This window comes from Caulobacter sp. 1776, assembly GCF_040545685.1.
Taxonomy (GTDB): domain Bacteria; phylum Pseudomonadota; class Alphaproteobacteria; order Caulobacterales; family Caulobacteraceae; genus Caulobacter.
In genome coordinates this window covers 175133-190069 of record NZ_JBEPMI010000008.1, presented here as the reverse complement: position 1 = coordinate 190069, position 14937 = coordinate 175133, and the positions used below count along the sequence as shown (strand labels likewise).

At 67.4% G+C, this 14937-nt stretch carries 11 protein-coding genes; 5 read left to right on the top strand and 6 right to left on the bottom strand.

The features are described from left to right. Positions 1-63: 63 nt before the first annotated feature. Positions 64-1077, bottom strand: a complete 1014-nt coding sequence (locus ABIC66_RS21580; RefSeq protein ID WP_354072995.1) for a type VI secretion system protein TssA — start codon at positions 1075-1077, stop codon at positions 64-66. A gap of 197 nt (positions 1078-1274) precedes the next feature. On the opposite strand from ABIC66_RS21580, the gene ABIC66_RS21575 reads away from it, so the two are divergent. Genes ABIC66_RS21575 through tagH form a run of 3 tightly spaced genes read left to right on the top strand, consistent with a single transcriptional unit; the run spans position 1275 to position 5204 of the window. Next, a complete protein-coding gene (locus ABIC66_RS21575; RefSeq protein WP_354072993.1) occupies positions 1275-3239 on the top strand; it encodes a type VI secretion system Vgr family protein in 1965 nt (654 codons plus the stop codon). Between the two features lie 49 nt (positions 3240-3288). Beyond that, complete coding sequence (locus ABIC66_RS21570) at positions 3289-3804, top strand: DUF6931 family protein (RefSeq protein ID WP_354072991.1); 516 nt, start codon at positions 3289-3291, stop codon at positions 3802-3804. Continuing rightward, the gene (gene tagH / locus ABIC66_RS21565) at positions 3801-5204 is read left to right on the top strand and encodes a type VI secretion system-associated FHA domain protein TagH (RefSeq protein ID WP_354072989.1); all 1404 of its coding nucleotides are present in this window, start codon (positions 3801-3803) and stop codon (positions 5202-5204) included. The genes ABIC66_RS21570 and tagH overlap by 4 nt, the downstream gene beginning before the upstream one ends. Here tagH and ABIC66_RS21560 read toward each other — a convergent pair. From ABIC66_RS21560 to tssK, 5 genes are read right to left on the bottom strand one after another with little or no spacing between them, the layout of a single operon-like run. Further along, on the bottom strand, positions 5201-5941 hold the full coding sequence (locus ABIC66_RS21560) for a PP2C family protein-serine/threonine phosphatase (RefSeq protein WP_354072987.1): 741 nt from the start codon (positions 5939-5941) through the stop codon (positions 5201-5203). The two genes, tagH and ABIC66_RS21560, sit on opposite strands and share 4 nt — an antisense overlap. Positions 5942-5950: 9 nt before the next feature. After that, complete coding sequence (gene tagF, locus ABIC66_RS21555; protein ID WP_354072985.1) at positions 5951-6481, bottom strand: type VI secretion system-associated protein TagF; 531 nt, start codon at positions 6479-6481, stop codon at positions 5951-5953. Next, on the bottom strand, positions 6478-9915 hold the full coding sequence (tssM, locus tag ABIC66_RS21550) for a type VI secretion system membrane subunit TssM (RefSeq protein WP_354072983.1): 3438 nt from the start codon (positions 9913-9915) through the stop codon (positions 6478-6480). The genes tagF and tssM overlap by 4 nt, the downstream gene beginning before the upstream one ends. Continuing rightward, positions 9912-11294: a type IVB secretion system protein IcmH/DotU gene (icmH, locus tag ABIC66_RS21545; RefSeq protein WP_354072981.1), complete on the bottom strand. Its 1383-nt coding sequence runs from the start codon at positions 11292-11294 to the stop codon at positions 9912-9914. Before icmH ends, tssM begins: the two co-directional genes overlap by 4 nt. After that, positions 11291-12634 carry a type VI secretion system baseplate subunit TssK gene (gene tssK / locus ABIC66_RS21540; RefSeq protein WP_354072979.1) on the bottom strand — a complete coding sequence of 448 codons (1344 nt, stop codon included), beginning with the start codon at positions 12632-12634 and terminating at the stop codon, positions 11291-11293. The genes icmH and tssK overlap by 4 nt, the downstream gene beginning before the upstream one ends. 138 nt (positions 12635-12772) lie before the next feature. Here tssK and ABIC66_RS21535 point away from each other — a divergent pair, with 138 nt between their 5' ends. Together ABIC66_RS21535 and ABIC66_RS21530 are read left to right on the top strand one after the other, a co-directional pair. After that, on the top strand, positions 12773-14131 hold the full coding sequence (locus ABIC66_RS21535) for a peptidoglycan DD-metalloendopeptidase family protein (protein ID WP_354072978.1): 1359 nt from the start codon (positions 12773-12775) through the stop codon (positions 14129-14131). A gap of 183 nt (positions 14132-14314) precedes the next feature. Continuing rightward, complete coding sequence (locus ABIC66_RS21530) at positions 14315-14935, top strand: thioesterase domain-containing protein (RefSeq protein WP_354072976.1); 621 nt, start codon at positions 14315-14317, stop codon at positions 14933-14935. The last annotated feature ends 2 nt before the right edge of the window (positions 14936-14937 follow it).

Below are 14937 nucleotides of genomic sequence, written 5' to 3'. Positions count from 1 at the left end.
TACGTGGATATTCCAAGGCTTGTTCGATCTCATTGAGATGTCAAGCGATGTTCCAATAATCTTTCAAGACTGCTCGCGTTGCTTGCGAGACTGTAGAACCGATCGGGCCTCATCGAGGCTGCCGGGAGCGATATCTTCTAGGATCGTCATGAAGTCCTGACCCACCCATTCCCTCGCGCGGCGCATCAAAGTCAGGATGGGATGTCCCGGCTCCTTGCGCTGGTAGTAGTCGCTGAGCGCATCGAGGGCCCGGACGACATCGTCCCGCGTCTCGATCCGCGTCGCCACGACGGCAACGTTTGAAAAGCTTGACGGTGCAACGTGCGGCTGCACGAGTGGTTCCGCGTTTTCTTGCTTCGGGGGTTCGGGGGCGAACGCCTGGACCGCGCGGCGCATCTGGCCCAGGGCTTCGTAGGCGGCCTTGAAGTTGGTCCCGCCCGCGTCGTCGGCGTTTGACGTCAGCACCAGATCGGCGCGCCGGAGGTTGTCCTCGATCGCGTCCAGCCGTCCGATGATCTCGTCCAGTCCTTCGTATTGCAAATCCTCGAGGGCGGCCCGGAACATTCCGTAGCCTTCCTCGCTTTCACCTCTCAAGCGGAACCGTTCGAAGTCGTCGATCGAATAGCGGCCAAGGCGTGGATGATTGATCAGGGTGATTTTGCGCAGCGGCGCGAGGAATTGCGCTTGGCTGACCAGGGAGTCGCAAGGGCCTTTGCGGCCTTGGAACCCGTAGTCTTCCAGCCTCGGGTGGACGCTGGGCCAGTAGGTCTCCAGCAGGCCCGACAGGTTCCGAGTTCCGAGTTCGACCGTCTCGAGTTGGCCGGCGCGAGCGCCGGCGCGGCACAGATAGGCGGCGAGCCACAGGTCCTTGGTCCGGTCGCTCTGCTCGACGATGCGATCGACGATCGTGCGCCAGTCGACTTCGGACGGCTGGCTTTCGACGCCCGAGGCGTCGATCGAGACCTCGGTTTCAAAGGCCTGCTCGATCTCGTAGCGCGCCGGGTCGTAGGCGAGGTCGGGACCCGTTGGATCCTCGTCGGAGACCGGCGCCAACAGTCGACCGAGATCAAGCGCCATGTTCGAAGCCGTCACCGTTATTCCGAGCCCGCACCTCAACCTCGGCTTGAGAGGGCGCGGCGTCGATGGGCAGCGCGGAGTGTGGCCAAAGAAACGGATTTGGCAAGTGCATCCGATTGAGATTTGATATTTAGCGGCTACACCTAGTTGCAGAACTTCGCTAATCGTATGGTAGAGCTTAGTAACGGGAGCGACTAATGGATCGGCAGGCAGCCATATCTGTCTCTCTCGGTACGGCTAAGCTTAACCTTGAACGTTTTGAGTGCGTTGAGCGTCTGAGTGAGCCGTTTGTCATTATTGCGGAGGGGTTTTCGATCGACGAGATCGACTTCCTGCCCCATGTCGGCAAGCCGGTCTCGTTCGACGTCGGCGACGAGATGGACCACGTCCGCTACTTCCATGGGTTGTTGACGGACGCCGTCCTGATCAAGGTCGATATCAACGGCGCGCACTACCGCCTGACGGTGAAGCCGTGGTTCGCCTTGCTCGACCAGAACCGGAACTACCGGATCTTCCAAGACAAGAGCATCATCGACATCGCCAAGCAGGTCTTCGCCGATACGGGGATGAAGGATGTCGAGTTCGATAAGCTGACCGGGTCGTACAAGCCTCGCGAGTACTGTGTTCAGTACAAGGAGAGCGACTTCAACTTCCTGTCGCGCCTGTTCGAGGACGAGGGGGTCTACTACTATTTCCGCCACGAAGAAGCGGCCCACAAGCTGGTGCTCTGCGACGGCAAGTCGGCGCACCAACCCACGCCGGGCTATGAGACCATCCGCTTCCTGCCGGTGTCGGGCGACGAGGCGACCACGCCCGATACCCTGTCGGAATGGAACGAGCGCGTCAGCTCGGTCAGCCAGGCTAAGGTGACCCTGCGAAGCTTCGATTTCACCAAGCCGCAGAGCGCGGTGGAGGCCGTCGCCAATAGCGCCGAACAGCATCCGGGCGACGCCCTGGAGGTATATGAATATCTCGGCGACTTCACCGAACAGGCCGATGGCGAGACGCGAGGCAAGTCGCGCCTGGCCGCGAGCCGCGCGCCGCGCCGCCTCTACACCGGCGGCGGCGATGTGTTGGGCCTGGCCTGCGGAGGGCTTTTCACGCTGACCGAGGCGGGGGTGGACCGCTTCAACCAGGAATATCTGATCACCGGCCTCAACCACGTGATCGAGGCCGAAAGCCACCGCAGCGGCGACGATCGTCAGGCGCGGCGGGTCAACGTTGTCGCCATTCCCGGCGAGACCCTGTTCCGCCCGCCGTTGGCGGCCGTCAAGCCGGTGTCCACGGGGGTCGAGACCGCGACCGTCACGGGACCGCCCGGCGAGGTGATCTATGTCGACGAATGGGGCCGGGTGAAGGTGCGGTTCCACTGGGACCGCTCTCCCGACCAGCCGGGCAAGACCTCGTGCTGGATGCGCGTCTCGCACCACGCCGCTGGCGAGGGTTTCGGCAATGTCGACCATCCGCGGGTCGGCCAGGAGGTGATCGTCGATTTCCTGAACGGCGATCCCGACCGCCCGATCATCACCGGCCGCGTCTACAACGGCCAGCGCAAGCACGCCTACGACCTGCCGGCCCAGAAGACCCGGTCGTTGTGGAAGAGCCAGACCGTCGGCCGCCTGGGCGACTATGCCGGCGCGGAAAAGACGCCCCCTCCGAACAGCATCGGCTTCAACGAGATCCGCCTGGAAGACAAGGGCGGGTCGGAGGAGATCTACATCCACGCCCAGCGCGAGATGGTGCGCGACGTTCTGCTGGACGATCGGCTGACGGTCCAGCGCGACCGCGCCACGCGGGTGGGGCGCGACCGGGTGACGGCGATCAAACGGCACGAAACCACGACTGTCGAGACGGGTGATCAGACCCATGAGGTCAGTCAGGGCAAACGGACGACGACCATCGAGCAGAACGATGCGACGACCGTTCGCTCGGGCGACTATTCGGTGAAGGTCGACAAGGGGATGGTGACCATCGAGGCCGCCAAGAGCATCACCCTGAAGGTCGGCAAGAGCACCATCGTGATGGACCCTTCGAGCATCACCCTGAAGTCGCTGACCATCATCAGCGACGCCGACGTCCTTCAGAAGGCCAAGGGCACGATGACCGAGATCGAGGGCAAGACCTCGACCACGATCACGGGCGGCACCGTGAAAATCAACTAGGATTGCGATGAAGCGCTGGAAGCAGGTTCGGTGGACGGAGGCGGGCCAAGTGACCGCCATCCTGGGATGGCCCGCGTCCGCGCACGACGCGGAACCTCCGGAAGCCGTGTTCGATCGCCTGCGGGCTGAGGGACGCGATGACGACGCGGCGATGTTCCTGGGGCAGGCGTTGCCGCGTTACGAGGTGGTGGCCTGGGCCGTCCAGACGGTTCGCGACCTCGCGCCGCCCGACCTGGCGCCGCGGGACGCGGAAGCCTTGAACGCGGCGGTGCAATGGCTGCGCGATCCCAGCGACAGCCGGCGGCGCGCGGCGTTCGACGCGGCGGCCGAGGCCGGCGACGCCAGTCCGCAGCGAATGTGCGCCCTGGCGGTGTTCTTTTCGGGGGGGTCGATGGCGCCGCCCGATCTGGAACCGCTGCTGGCGCCCAAGGACGCCGCCGGCAAGTTCGCCGCCGGCGCCGTGCTGACCGCCGTCACGCGCCATGGCCAACGCGAAGAGGGCTTGCGCAAGGCGCTCACCCTCGGCGAGGCTCTGGCCGTCGGCAGCGAAGACGGACGTCCATGACCCTCGTCCTCACCATCAAGTCCCTGGATCGGCTCGATAATGGCGAGTCGGCGCGTCTGACGCTGGATCGCCACGGCGCGCGCATCGGCCGTTCGCCTCACATGGACTGGTGCCTGCCGGATCCGCGCAGCTACATCTCCTCCTCGCATTGCGAGATTGAGTACCACGACGGCGCCTACCTGCTGGTCGACCGCAGCACCAACGGCACCTTCGTCAACCGCTCGACCGCGCGGCTGTCCGCGCCGCACCGCATCGACGACGGCGACGTGATCCTGATCGGGCACTACGAGATCGAGGCCCGGCTGGACCAGGCCGCGGCCAACGACGTGGCGCGCGATCCCCAGGCCTGGAGCGGCTGGGACAGTCACGGCGGGCGCGAGGTCGTGGGCGATCCCGGTCGCTGGGACCAGCCCGCGCCGAGGGCCGCCATCACGGGGCAAGGCGCGGCGGCGGGCGCCTGGGCGCCGCCGCGCGTACAGGCCGAGCCTCAACCGGCCTCCGCCTGGGCGGTCGAGGCGCCGCAGGCGCCGCCGCCCTCGGCCTGGTCCAGCGAGCCGTCAGCGCCCGCCGCGCCGACCGCCGACGACGTCTGGGGGCGGCTGGCGGTGACCAACGAGGTCGATTGGGATCGCGGCTTCGCGCCCGCGCCGGTGGCCTCACCTGTCGCCGCGCCATCACCCGCGGCTCCGGCCTGGGACCCGCGGACGACCGCTCCCTCGACGCCGGCCCAGGCTCGCGCCGCCCCCGCGCCGATCCCGCCGCGGGGGCCCCAGCCAGCGTCCGGGAGCAGCGCGGACTGGAACGCGTTCTTGGGCGGGGCGGGCCTGGAGGCCGAGGATTTTAGGGAGTCTCCGCAGCAGGTGCTGGCGACCGCTGGCGGACTGTTGCGGCGGCTGATGGGCGGTCTGGTCGTCATGCTCGAAGCCCGCGCCCGGGCGAAGGCGCAACTGGGCGCCCAGGGCACGGCTCTGGAGTTCGACGGCAACAATCCGCTGAAATTCACACGCTCGGCCGATCGCGCGCTGGCCCAGATGCTGAACCGGCCGGATCGCGGTTTCATGCCCTCGGACCGGGCCGTGGAGGACGCCTTCCGCGATCTTCAGGCCCACCAGATGGCGACGCTGTCGGCCATGCAGGGCGCGCTGGCCGCGACGCTGGACCGCTTTTCTCCGTCGGCCATTCGGGGGCGGGCCGAGAACAAGGGATTGTTGGCCAAGATCCTGCCGCGCGCGCGCGACGCGGCGCTGTGGCAGGCCTATGAGCGGGAATTCGAGGGGGTCACGCGCGGATCGGATGAAGCCTTCATGGAAGTCTTCGCCAAGGAGTTCCGCGACGCCTATGAGCGGATCGCCGCCGACATGAAGGCCAAGGCGAAAGCCAAGTCGTCTTCCCGGAGCTAGGCTAGGGCCAGCAGGGTGGTCTCGTCGCAGGCCACGACAGCCACGCTGACATTGTCCGGAGCGCCGCGTTCAAGGCAGGTGGCGACCAGGGTGTCGACCATGGCGCCGGGATTGCCCCGGGTCAGTATCGTCGCCAGTTCGTCGTCCGGGATCACGCGGGTCAGGCCGTCGCTGCAGACGAGAAAGACGTCGCCGACCCTGGCTTCGTCCGACACCGCGTCCAATTCCAGGCGCGGCCCGACGCCGACGGCGCGCGACAGCACATGGGCCATCGGATGGTTCTCCGCTTCCTCGGGCGTCAGCCGTCCGGCGGCAACCATTTCCTGAACCTGGGAGTGATCGACGGTCAGCTGATAGAGTTGGCCGGCGCGGAGCAGGTAGCAGCGGCTGTCGCCGGCCCAGAAGACCGCGAAGCGTTGGCCGCGCAAAAGCAGCATCACCACGGTCGAGCCCATCGGCTGGCCGCCGGCCTTCAGCCAGATCCGTTCGTTGGCCTTGTGCACGGCCGCGGCCGCCGCCTCCGACGCGGCGTCGAAATCGGCGGGCAGGGCGGCCGCCTCCAGCGCGTTGACGATGGTTCTCGACGACCACTTGCCGTTGGCATGGCCGCCCATGCCGTCGGCCACGACCCACAGACCCTCATCGGGCCGCGCGAGGACGTGGTCCTCATTGTCGCTGCGCACCCGACCGGGATGGGTGAGAACGGCGTCGCGGAACCGCAGGTTTCCGTCATCCATGACAGCTCCTTATATCGTCAAGGCCCGGGTGATCAGGTCGGCGGGCGGTTGGCCGGCGGAGATATCGAATGGCGAAACCGGTCGCCAGAAGCGTCCATGCGCGTCCGGCTCGCCTTCTGATTCCAGAGTTTGAAAGACATCTTGCGCTTTGGCCACCATCGCGTCGATGTCCGCGCCCGCTTCGAACGCGCGATAGATCTCGTCTTCCGCCGCCTCGGCGATCCGCTCGCGCGCCGACGGCGCGGCCTCGGTGCGGACGCCAAGAACGACGATGAAGCGCCGCCCCGCCGCGTCGATCGAAGCGGTCAGGGCCCCGGTGCTCCAGCCGGATCCGAAGGCGCTCGGCCCGAAGGCGAAGCGGATCGGCGGCGCGGTGTCGTGACGGCTCTCGAACGCATCGCCGAGCGATGTGCGAGCCGCCTCCAGGCCGGCGCTCGACCAGGCATCCCAGGCCTCGCGCTCATCGGCCGAGAGGCCGCGCGAGACGAAGTCGCCATGCGCCGGCAGCTTGCCGAACGCGAAGACGCGCGGCGCGCTCACAGTTTCCCGGGGCATCGGAATGACCACAGACCGCCGCGCCCGAACGGGTTCTTGTCCGACGGCAGGCTGACCTTGAGCGAGAAGTACTGCGAGCCCTGGCCGAAGGTGGCCTTGAGCGTCGCGGGGCCGGCATTCTCCTTCTGGGCGGCGTCCATCAGGTGGAACAAGGCCCAGGGGCCTTGGGCCTCGAAGCGCCGTACTTCCTTGCCGCCGGAATAGAGCACGAGGCGGGCTTCCGGCAGGCTTGAGATCGACCACATCACCGGCTTGGCCCCCACGGTGCTGGGCTCGAAGCGATAGGTGGTCCCGGCCGCCGAGAACTCCGCGGCGCTGATCGCGCCGCCGAAGCCAGCGGCCTCGACCTTGAGCGGCAGGCCCGAGGTGAGGAGATCGCGAACCTGGGCGGCCTTCTGGAACTGCTCGGCGCTGATCGGGTCGAAGGTGGCCGCGATCGGGTCCTCGCTTCGCCAACGCCACACCGGCCCCGAGGTGACCAGCAGCGGCTGAAGACGATCGCGCACCAGGCTGTCGAACTGGCCGTTCAGGCCGAAGACCTGCAGCATCTCACCCGTCGTGGCGTCGTTGCGCGCCGCGCCGTAGAAGGGATAGCGGTTCTCGCTGACGCTTCGGCACGCGCCGGCCAGGCTCGAGGCGTATTCCTGGGCGATGGCATTTTGGGCAGACGACACCGCCGCGCCCTTGCCTGTCCGGGTCGCCTCGGTGACGAAGCCCTGCAATTGCGGCGGCGCGACCACGCTGGCGGTGGCGACCTGGCCCAGGGCGGAGGCCAGCTGGCCTTGCGCCGAGACGCCGCCCAGGCCGCCCCCCGCCACGCCCGCGGCCATGTTGGCGGAGGCGGCCTGTTTCACCGCCGCGAGGAACTCGTCGATCGGCGCGGCGCCCTTGCCGTCGCCGACATAGTCCGCCAGCGGACGGAAGTAGCCGGTGATGGTCTTGCCGGCGTCGACGCCGCCCGTGTCCAGCACCGTCGCGCCGACGATCTTGGCGGCCGCTTTCAACTTGCTGGGCGCGCGGATCGGCGGCGGCTTGCTGAACGTGGTGTTCTTGCGCACCTCCAGCAGCAGCACCTTCAGGGGCGACGGGGTGCGCGTGAAGGCGCCGAGGGCGGCGGGGTTCGAGAAGTAGTCGGCGGGCTTGAGGCTCTGCACGACGCCGTCCCAGGCGGCGATATATTCCTTGGCGTATAGAGCGGCCACGCCGGGGCGGACCTGGCTGATCTGGCTGCGGATCGCCGCCTTATTGGCGTCGCCGCCCATGACCCAGAGGTCTTTCTCGAGGTCCGAGGCGACGGTCTGCAGGCCCGGCTGGTAGGCGCGTTCGAAACCCGCCCGCGTGAAGAAGTAGGGAACGCTGGCCTGCAGCACCGAGTCGCCGTTGAGGAAGGCTTGTCGGTCGCCGCTGGCCAATACGGTGTCGGCGCGCCAGTCGGGCTGGTCGCTGGCCGACGCCTTCTGACGCAGAATGGCGTAGGCCCGGTCGGCCAGGGACAGGGTCTGGACCGAGGCGCGCGTCGACTCGATCAGCGCCCCGTCGAGCGGCGCTTCGCGACCTGGCCACACTCGGCCCAGCTGCGGGTCGGCCAGCATGGCGTCCAGGTGCGAAGCCAGTTCGGCGCGCACCTCGGCCCGGTCGTCGCCGGGCAGCACGGTCTCTTCCCAGTCCTCGGTCACCCAGGCCTTGACGGTCTTGGCGTCGAGCGGACCCAGTCCGCCCAGCATCAGATAGACCTTCAACGGTTCGTAGACCTTGAGCGGCTCCTGGGCGTGCTCCTGCATGTAGCGCTCGAGGCGCAGAAGCAGGCGTGGCAGCAGGATGCGCTGCAGCGAGTCGAGATAGGCCTGCTTGGCTGCTTTGGCATGGCCGCCCTGGAAGAGGCCCCAGCGCGTCATCAGGGGCGGGCCGCCCTTGGCTTGGTCGCCATAGCCGCGCGGCAACTGACGTAGAGCCCGGATCAGGGACAGGGCCTGTTCGAGGTCGGGGTCGCTGTCGCGCACCTCCACGAGGTCGATCCCCGTTTCCCGAACCTCGGCGCTGATGTTCTGGGCTCCGGACAGCAACCGATCCTGCAGGGCGCGGTTGCGCGCATAGCTGACGGTCCACAGCGACAGAACCGCCACGGAGACCAGGGCGATCGCGCTGATCCCGCCGATCAGGGCCGCGCGCCGACGCGCGCGCGCCTGCGGCGAGGCCTGCACCAGTCCGGCCTCGGCGAAGATCACCTCCTTCAGGAGGCGATTGAGGAAATAGGCCCGTCCGGCCTGGCCGGCGCGCAGGGCGGCGGGCGCGTCGTAGACGGCGGCGACGTCGCCGAGGATCCGATCCAGCGGCGCGCCTTCCTGGACGCCGCTGGTGAAGTAGAAGCCGCGCATCTTGGCCGGAGTGTCCTGTTCGGCCACCAGCGCGCCATCGAGGAAGCGGGCGAGGCGCGCGCGAAGCGACGCCACCTGGGCCGGAAAACCGAGGATGAGACTGCGCCGATGCGGGTCGGTTTCCTCCTGCAGGCGCTTGGCGACGCGGTCGGAGAGGGCCTGGACGATGGCGTCGAATTCGGCCAGCAAGCCTTCCAGAGTGTAGGCCTGATCCAGCGGCAGGCTCGCGCCGAGCACGGCGCGGCGGCCTTCGACGTCCAGGTCCTCGAAGAACTCGCCAAAGCCCGCCAGCAGATCGGCCTTGGTGAACAGCACATAGACCGGCGCGGAGACTTCCAGGACTCGACGCAGCTCGTCCAGGCGCCGGCGTACGGCCACGGCGTGATCGTCCAGACCCGCCCGGTCGGTGTGCAGGATCTCATCTAGGCCGATGGCCACCAGCACGCCGTTGATCGGCTGCAACGGGCGGGTTCGGCGCAGCAGCGCGAGGAAACTCTCCCAGCCCTTCTGGTCGACAGAGGCGTCGGAGGTCTGGGTGGTATAGCGGCCGGCGGTGTCCACCAGCACGGCCTCGTCGGCGAACCAGAAGTCCAGATTGCGCGTGCCGCCGACGCCCTTGAGCGCCGCGTCGGCGAACGGAAACCGCACGCCCGACTTCAGCAGGGCGGTGGTCTTGCCGGCCCCGGGCGGCCCGATGATCACGTACCAGGGCCGGGCGTAGAGATAGTCGCGCTGGCTGCCGGCCGCCGTCTTCAGCTTGGCCAGGGCCGCGCGCATGCGGCCGGACAGCGCCTCGGCCTCCACATCGCCGGGGGAGGGAGCGGAGAGCTCGGCCACGATCGCCGCCGAGGCCTTGCGGGCATGCAGGACGCGCAGCGTGGCGAAGACGCCCCAGATGGTGGCGACGCCCAAGGCCAGCAGCAGTCGGACCCACCAGGGCCGCAGGAACGGCGCCAGCAGCGGCAGGACCAGGACGAACAGGACGATGGTGAGGACCGCGGCCAGGCCGGTCAGCAACCACCAGTTCAGGAAGAAACGCTTCATGGCGCCTGTTCACCGCGCGGAATGACGACTTCGACCCGGCGGTTCAGCGCCTTGCCGGCCGCCGTGGCGTTTGGAGCAATGGGCTGGCTGTCGCCGAAGCCTTCGGTGCTGACGCGCGCCTTATCGGTCAGCTGGTCTCGAACAATGCGGGCGGCGGCTTCGGCGCGGGCCTTCGACAGCGCGAAGTTGTCCGGGAAGCTGATGCTGGCCAGCCGGTCGGTGTCGGCGTGTCCCTCCACGCGCACCGCGCCGCGCTCGGACTCGATGGCCGCGCCGATCCGCGCGAAGAGCCTGTCGGCGTTCGGTTCGAGCTTGTCGGAGCCCGACTTGAACAAAGCGCCGATCGTCGTGCGGACGCGGATGGACTGGCTATCCTGCTCGACCGCGACGAGATGCTGGGCGATCTCGGGGGCCAGGAAGGCGCGGATCCGCTCGAGCTGCGTGCTGGTCGGCGTCGGCGGCGGCGCGGCCAGACGCGACATGCGCAGAGGCTGATCGGGATTGATGGCCTTCAGCGCGGCCAGCGACGGCTGCCCGGTCTGGATCAGCATGACGCGAAACAGGATGAAGGCCGTCAGCAGGAGGCCCAAGGCGATCGCGCCCGCCAGGGCCAGGCTGGCCCAGAAGCTGACCCGGGCGGCGGGCGTCGGATGGCCGCGCCAGCGTGGCGTCAACTCGGTCTGCGACAGGCCTCGGGTGTGGTCCAGGGCGGCATAGGCGCTGGCCATGATCTCGTGCAGCTGGCGCTTGCCGTCCGGCGAAACGCGATAGCGGCCTTCGAAACCAGCCGCCAGGCAGGCGTGGTAGAGCTCGATCAGGTCGGCGAACTGGGCGGGACGCGCCAACATGTCTTCCAGCAGGCGCCAAAAACGGTCGCCGCCGATGTTCTCGTTGAAGGCCTGGACGACCAGGCTGCGGCGCGCCCATTCGGCGCCGTCGGCCGCCTGGCCGGGCAGATTCTGGGCGACGTCGTCGACGGTGGCGCTGACGGCGTAGAGCGCGCGCTGCCGGGTCTCGGCGTCATAGTTCGCCGCATGCAGCGCCTTGTCGAACGCCGCCACGCCGGCGGACGCATTGCGATGCAGTTCCGGCAGGTCGGTTCGCACGCGCCCGGAGCGGACGCCGATGATCAGCGACAGCACCGGCGCGGCCGCCAGCATCATCGGGTTTCGCGCCCGGGCGGCCTGCGGCGGCAGGGGAATGTCGTCGTCACTGGCCGCTTGGTGACGCCGGAACGCGGCGGTCGGGGGCGAGAGGTTTCCGGCAAAGGCCGGCGTGAACGACGGCGAGGGCGGCGAGCTCGCCGCGCGCAGATTCTGCAAGGGCGAAGGCCGGAACACGGTCTTGTTCGGGTTCTCCGGATCCTCGTCGCCGGTCATCGGCCGGCTCCTTTCACGCACCACAGTTCAAGCTTCAGCTCGGGCCAGTCGCCGGCGACGTGCAAGCCCAAGGCCGCGGCGCTGGCGAAGTCGCGCCAATCGGGAACGGAGCGGTCGAGTTCGAAATAGACGTAACCAGGAATGACTCGCAGCTGGGGCGGCGGCGTCGGCGTGTGGCGCAGCGGTACGCCGGGCAGGGCGGAATCGACGATCTCCCGCATCTTCTGGACCGCGCCGATCTTGGCCACCGACGGGAAGCGGCCGCGGATGTCGTCCAGCGACGCGCGGGCGTTCACGGCGAGATAGAAGTAGCCGTTCTTGTAGAGATTGTGGTCGGTGATCCGCGAGGTGTAGGCGCCCAGGCCGGCCATCTGCAGCGGAAGCTGGATCGCCGAGCGGTCGAACACCGCCGACAGCGCCGACTGCAGCACCTCGAAGACCGGCTCGAAGGTCGGCTGCAGCTTTTCGTGGACGTAGTCGGGAAATGGCGGCGGTCGGCGATCGGCCCGGGTCAGCGTGGCCAACTCGCCGGCCATGCCCAGAAACGTCTCGTAGAGGCGCTCGGGGTGCACGCCGGGCAGGGCGGCCAGGTGGCGCAGCTGCGGCGTCCAGCGGTTCAGCGCCTGCAGCAGCAGAAAGCTGGCGAAGGTTTCGGCCCCACCGTCGGTGGCCTCGACCGCGCGCAACGCCAGCTCGTCGACGCGCTGAGACGCCCGACCGATGATGTCCGCCAGGAAGCCCGAGAGACGGCGGCTGGCCTGAATGTCCAGCGTCGGCGGGATGTAGCGTTCGTCGAACACCAGCCCGCCGTTGTGGACCTCGCGGATGCGCGCCAAGCCCAGCAGGACACGGCCATAGGTCTGGTCCTGGGTGACGCCGAAGGCGAGGTTGGGGCGGGCGACCTCGATAGGCTCCTGCCCGCGTTCCTCGGAGAAGGCGTCGGTGACGTCCTCTTCGTCGACCAGATAGCGCACGGCGGCGGTGTCGCGCTCCTCGCGTCCCTTGAACTCGACGGCGCCGGCCTGGCGTGCGGGTAGGGTCAGATAGACGATGACGTCCCTGGCGTCCGCGGGGATGTCGAGCGGCGGCGGCGGCGGCAGGTCGCCGGGAATCGAGAACGGCAATCCATCCGGCAGAACGCCCGACATCGCCTCGACCGCGAACTTGCCCAAGGCCGCCAGGTCGGCGTTGATCTTGAGTTGCGATACGCCCCAGGGATAAGGGCGCAGGCCGCTGGCCCGGGCTGTAATCAGCGCCTCCAGATAGCGATCCTGCTGTTGGAAGTGCTGCTGTCGAAGGAAAAGACCCTCGCGCCACGCGACGCGGCTGTCGCTCTGCATACGCTTCCCTTCGTTCCCCTGGGAGTTGCACTTAAACACTAGTCGGTAGAGCTACGGAAGTCGGATTTCCGGCATTTTGACCCTGGTTCGCCCGCCACGCATAGCTATGCTTTGGGAAACGCAAGCAAAGGCAAGCGGATGCATCGCCGTTCCGATGATGAAGTTTCCTTCGATCCCCGCAGTTGGGTGAGAAAGACTTCTTTCAGCGCCGAGACCTCCGCCGAACAGTCAAGCTTGTCACGTTCAAGCTTGACCATACGCCGTCGTAATCTCGTCATGTTCGGCGCGGCGGTGCTGGTGGCGGCGGGTTTGGCGGTGAGTTGGGCTCTCTGGCGCGGGCCCGCGAAGCCGTCGCGGCCGATGTCCTCCGCAGCTACAGCCGGCCCGGCGGGGCCCGCGCGCGCCGAAGGCCTACGCAGGACGTTCGTGATCGCGCGAGTCCAGGACTTGGCGGCCGCGCTGGTCGCCGAGGGCGTGACCATGGAGCGGGCGGTTCGGCTGGGGCTGGTTGCCAACGAAAAGCTGAACGCCGCGCCCGGCGAACTTCGCGTGTCGCTGCGTTTCCGTCCGGGCCAGCCCGGGGGCGTCGACAGCATCGAGCTGCGCCGCGCCGACGGTTCGGGCCTTTTGCTGCGAGGCGACGGCGCGGGCAGCGTGGACGCCAAATCCCTGGCTTCGGATCGGACCGTCGAGATCAAGGTCGTACGGGGTGAGATGGACGCCAACAGCTTCTATTCGTCCGCCGTGGCGGCGGGCGTAAGAGACTCGCTGATCGACGACTTCGCCGCCGCGTTCGCGTTCGACTTCGACTTCCAGCGGGAAATCAAGCCGGGCGATATCTTCGAGGCCGCGTTCGAGCGTCAGGTCGACAGCGAGGGCGCCGTGGCGGGCAGCGAGCGGCTCGTCTACGTGTCGCTGCAGACGGGAACCAAGTCCCGCGCCCTCTACGCCTTCCAGCCGCCGGGCGACGCCCAGCCCAGCTGGTTCGACGGCAATGGTGTCAGCGTCGTGCGCGGGCTGATGCGGACCCCGGTGAACGGCGCGCGCATCACCTCCAGCTTCGGACCTCGCCTGCATCCGGTGCTGGGTTACACGCGTCTGCACAAGGGGACCGACTTCGCTGTTCCGGTGGGAACCGCCGTCTATGCATCGGGTGACGGGGTGGTCGAATTCGTCGGTCCGCACGGAGGGCACGGCAACTTCGTGCGTATCCGCCACAAGGCCGACCTGGAAACCGCCTACGCCCACCTTTCGCGGTTCGGACCCGGCGTCGTCGTCGGGGCGGCGGTGCGCCAGGGGCAGCCGATCGGCTTCTCCGGCAATACCGGCCTCTCGTCGGGGCCGCATCTGCACTACGAAGTCATCGTCAATGGCGCCCAGGTCGATCCCATGAGTTTCCAGCTGAGCCAGGGGCGTTCCCTCAATGGCCAAGCTTTGGAGGCTTTCCGGCGGGAGCGTGACAGGATTGACGGCTTGAGGGCGGCGCAAAACGGGTAAGTCGCAGAAAGGTTCCAAGACAGTTCGTCGAAATTGAAAGCAAGCTCTGCTGTAACTATTCAGATATCATCTGGTTGATCGGTAAGGGATTTGTCTAAAATACAACAAAAGGTGGTTGATCTGTATTGAGTACGTTGAGTGCTGACGCTAGGCTCCCGCGACCTCTGGCCAGCGAGAGAGAGTATGATCGTCATCATCGATGGAACCGGACCGAGCGACGACAAGGAGTATGCCAAGGAGATGGGGAACTCCTTCCCCAGCCAGATATCCAAGCAGGTCGTTGGAAGTGTTTATTTCCGGGGGCCTTCGCTGACCGGTAGCGAGGTGTCGCAGATCGCCGACCGCGCTGTCGGCGCCGCGCAAGGCGGGTCCGGCCCCATCATGCTGGTGGGCTACAGTCGCGGAGGCTGTACGGCGATCATCACCGCCAAGCGGCTCAAGGCCCAGGGCAAGCGCGTCAAGGCGATGTTCCTGTTCGACGCCGTCGACATGCAGACCAGCGAACTCGGCCTGTCCCAGACCATTCCCGACAATGTCGACTTCGTCGCACACGCGCGCACGGCCAGAAGCCTGGGATTCTGGATCCGCAATCCCGTGAAGTCGCGGTTCTACTTCTACAACACCGGTCGCTGGCTGGATGGTGACGGCGTCCTCGAAGAGAAGAAGTTCGTCGGCACGCACGGGGCCGCCGGCGGCGTGCCGTGGGCCGACGTCGTCGGTGATCGCGCCTGCGCCTTGGCGGTCGCCGAGTGGATGAACGGCCAGCTCAAATCCCAGGGCGTCAACGTCACCCTGAAGGTCTGATC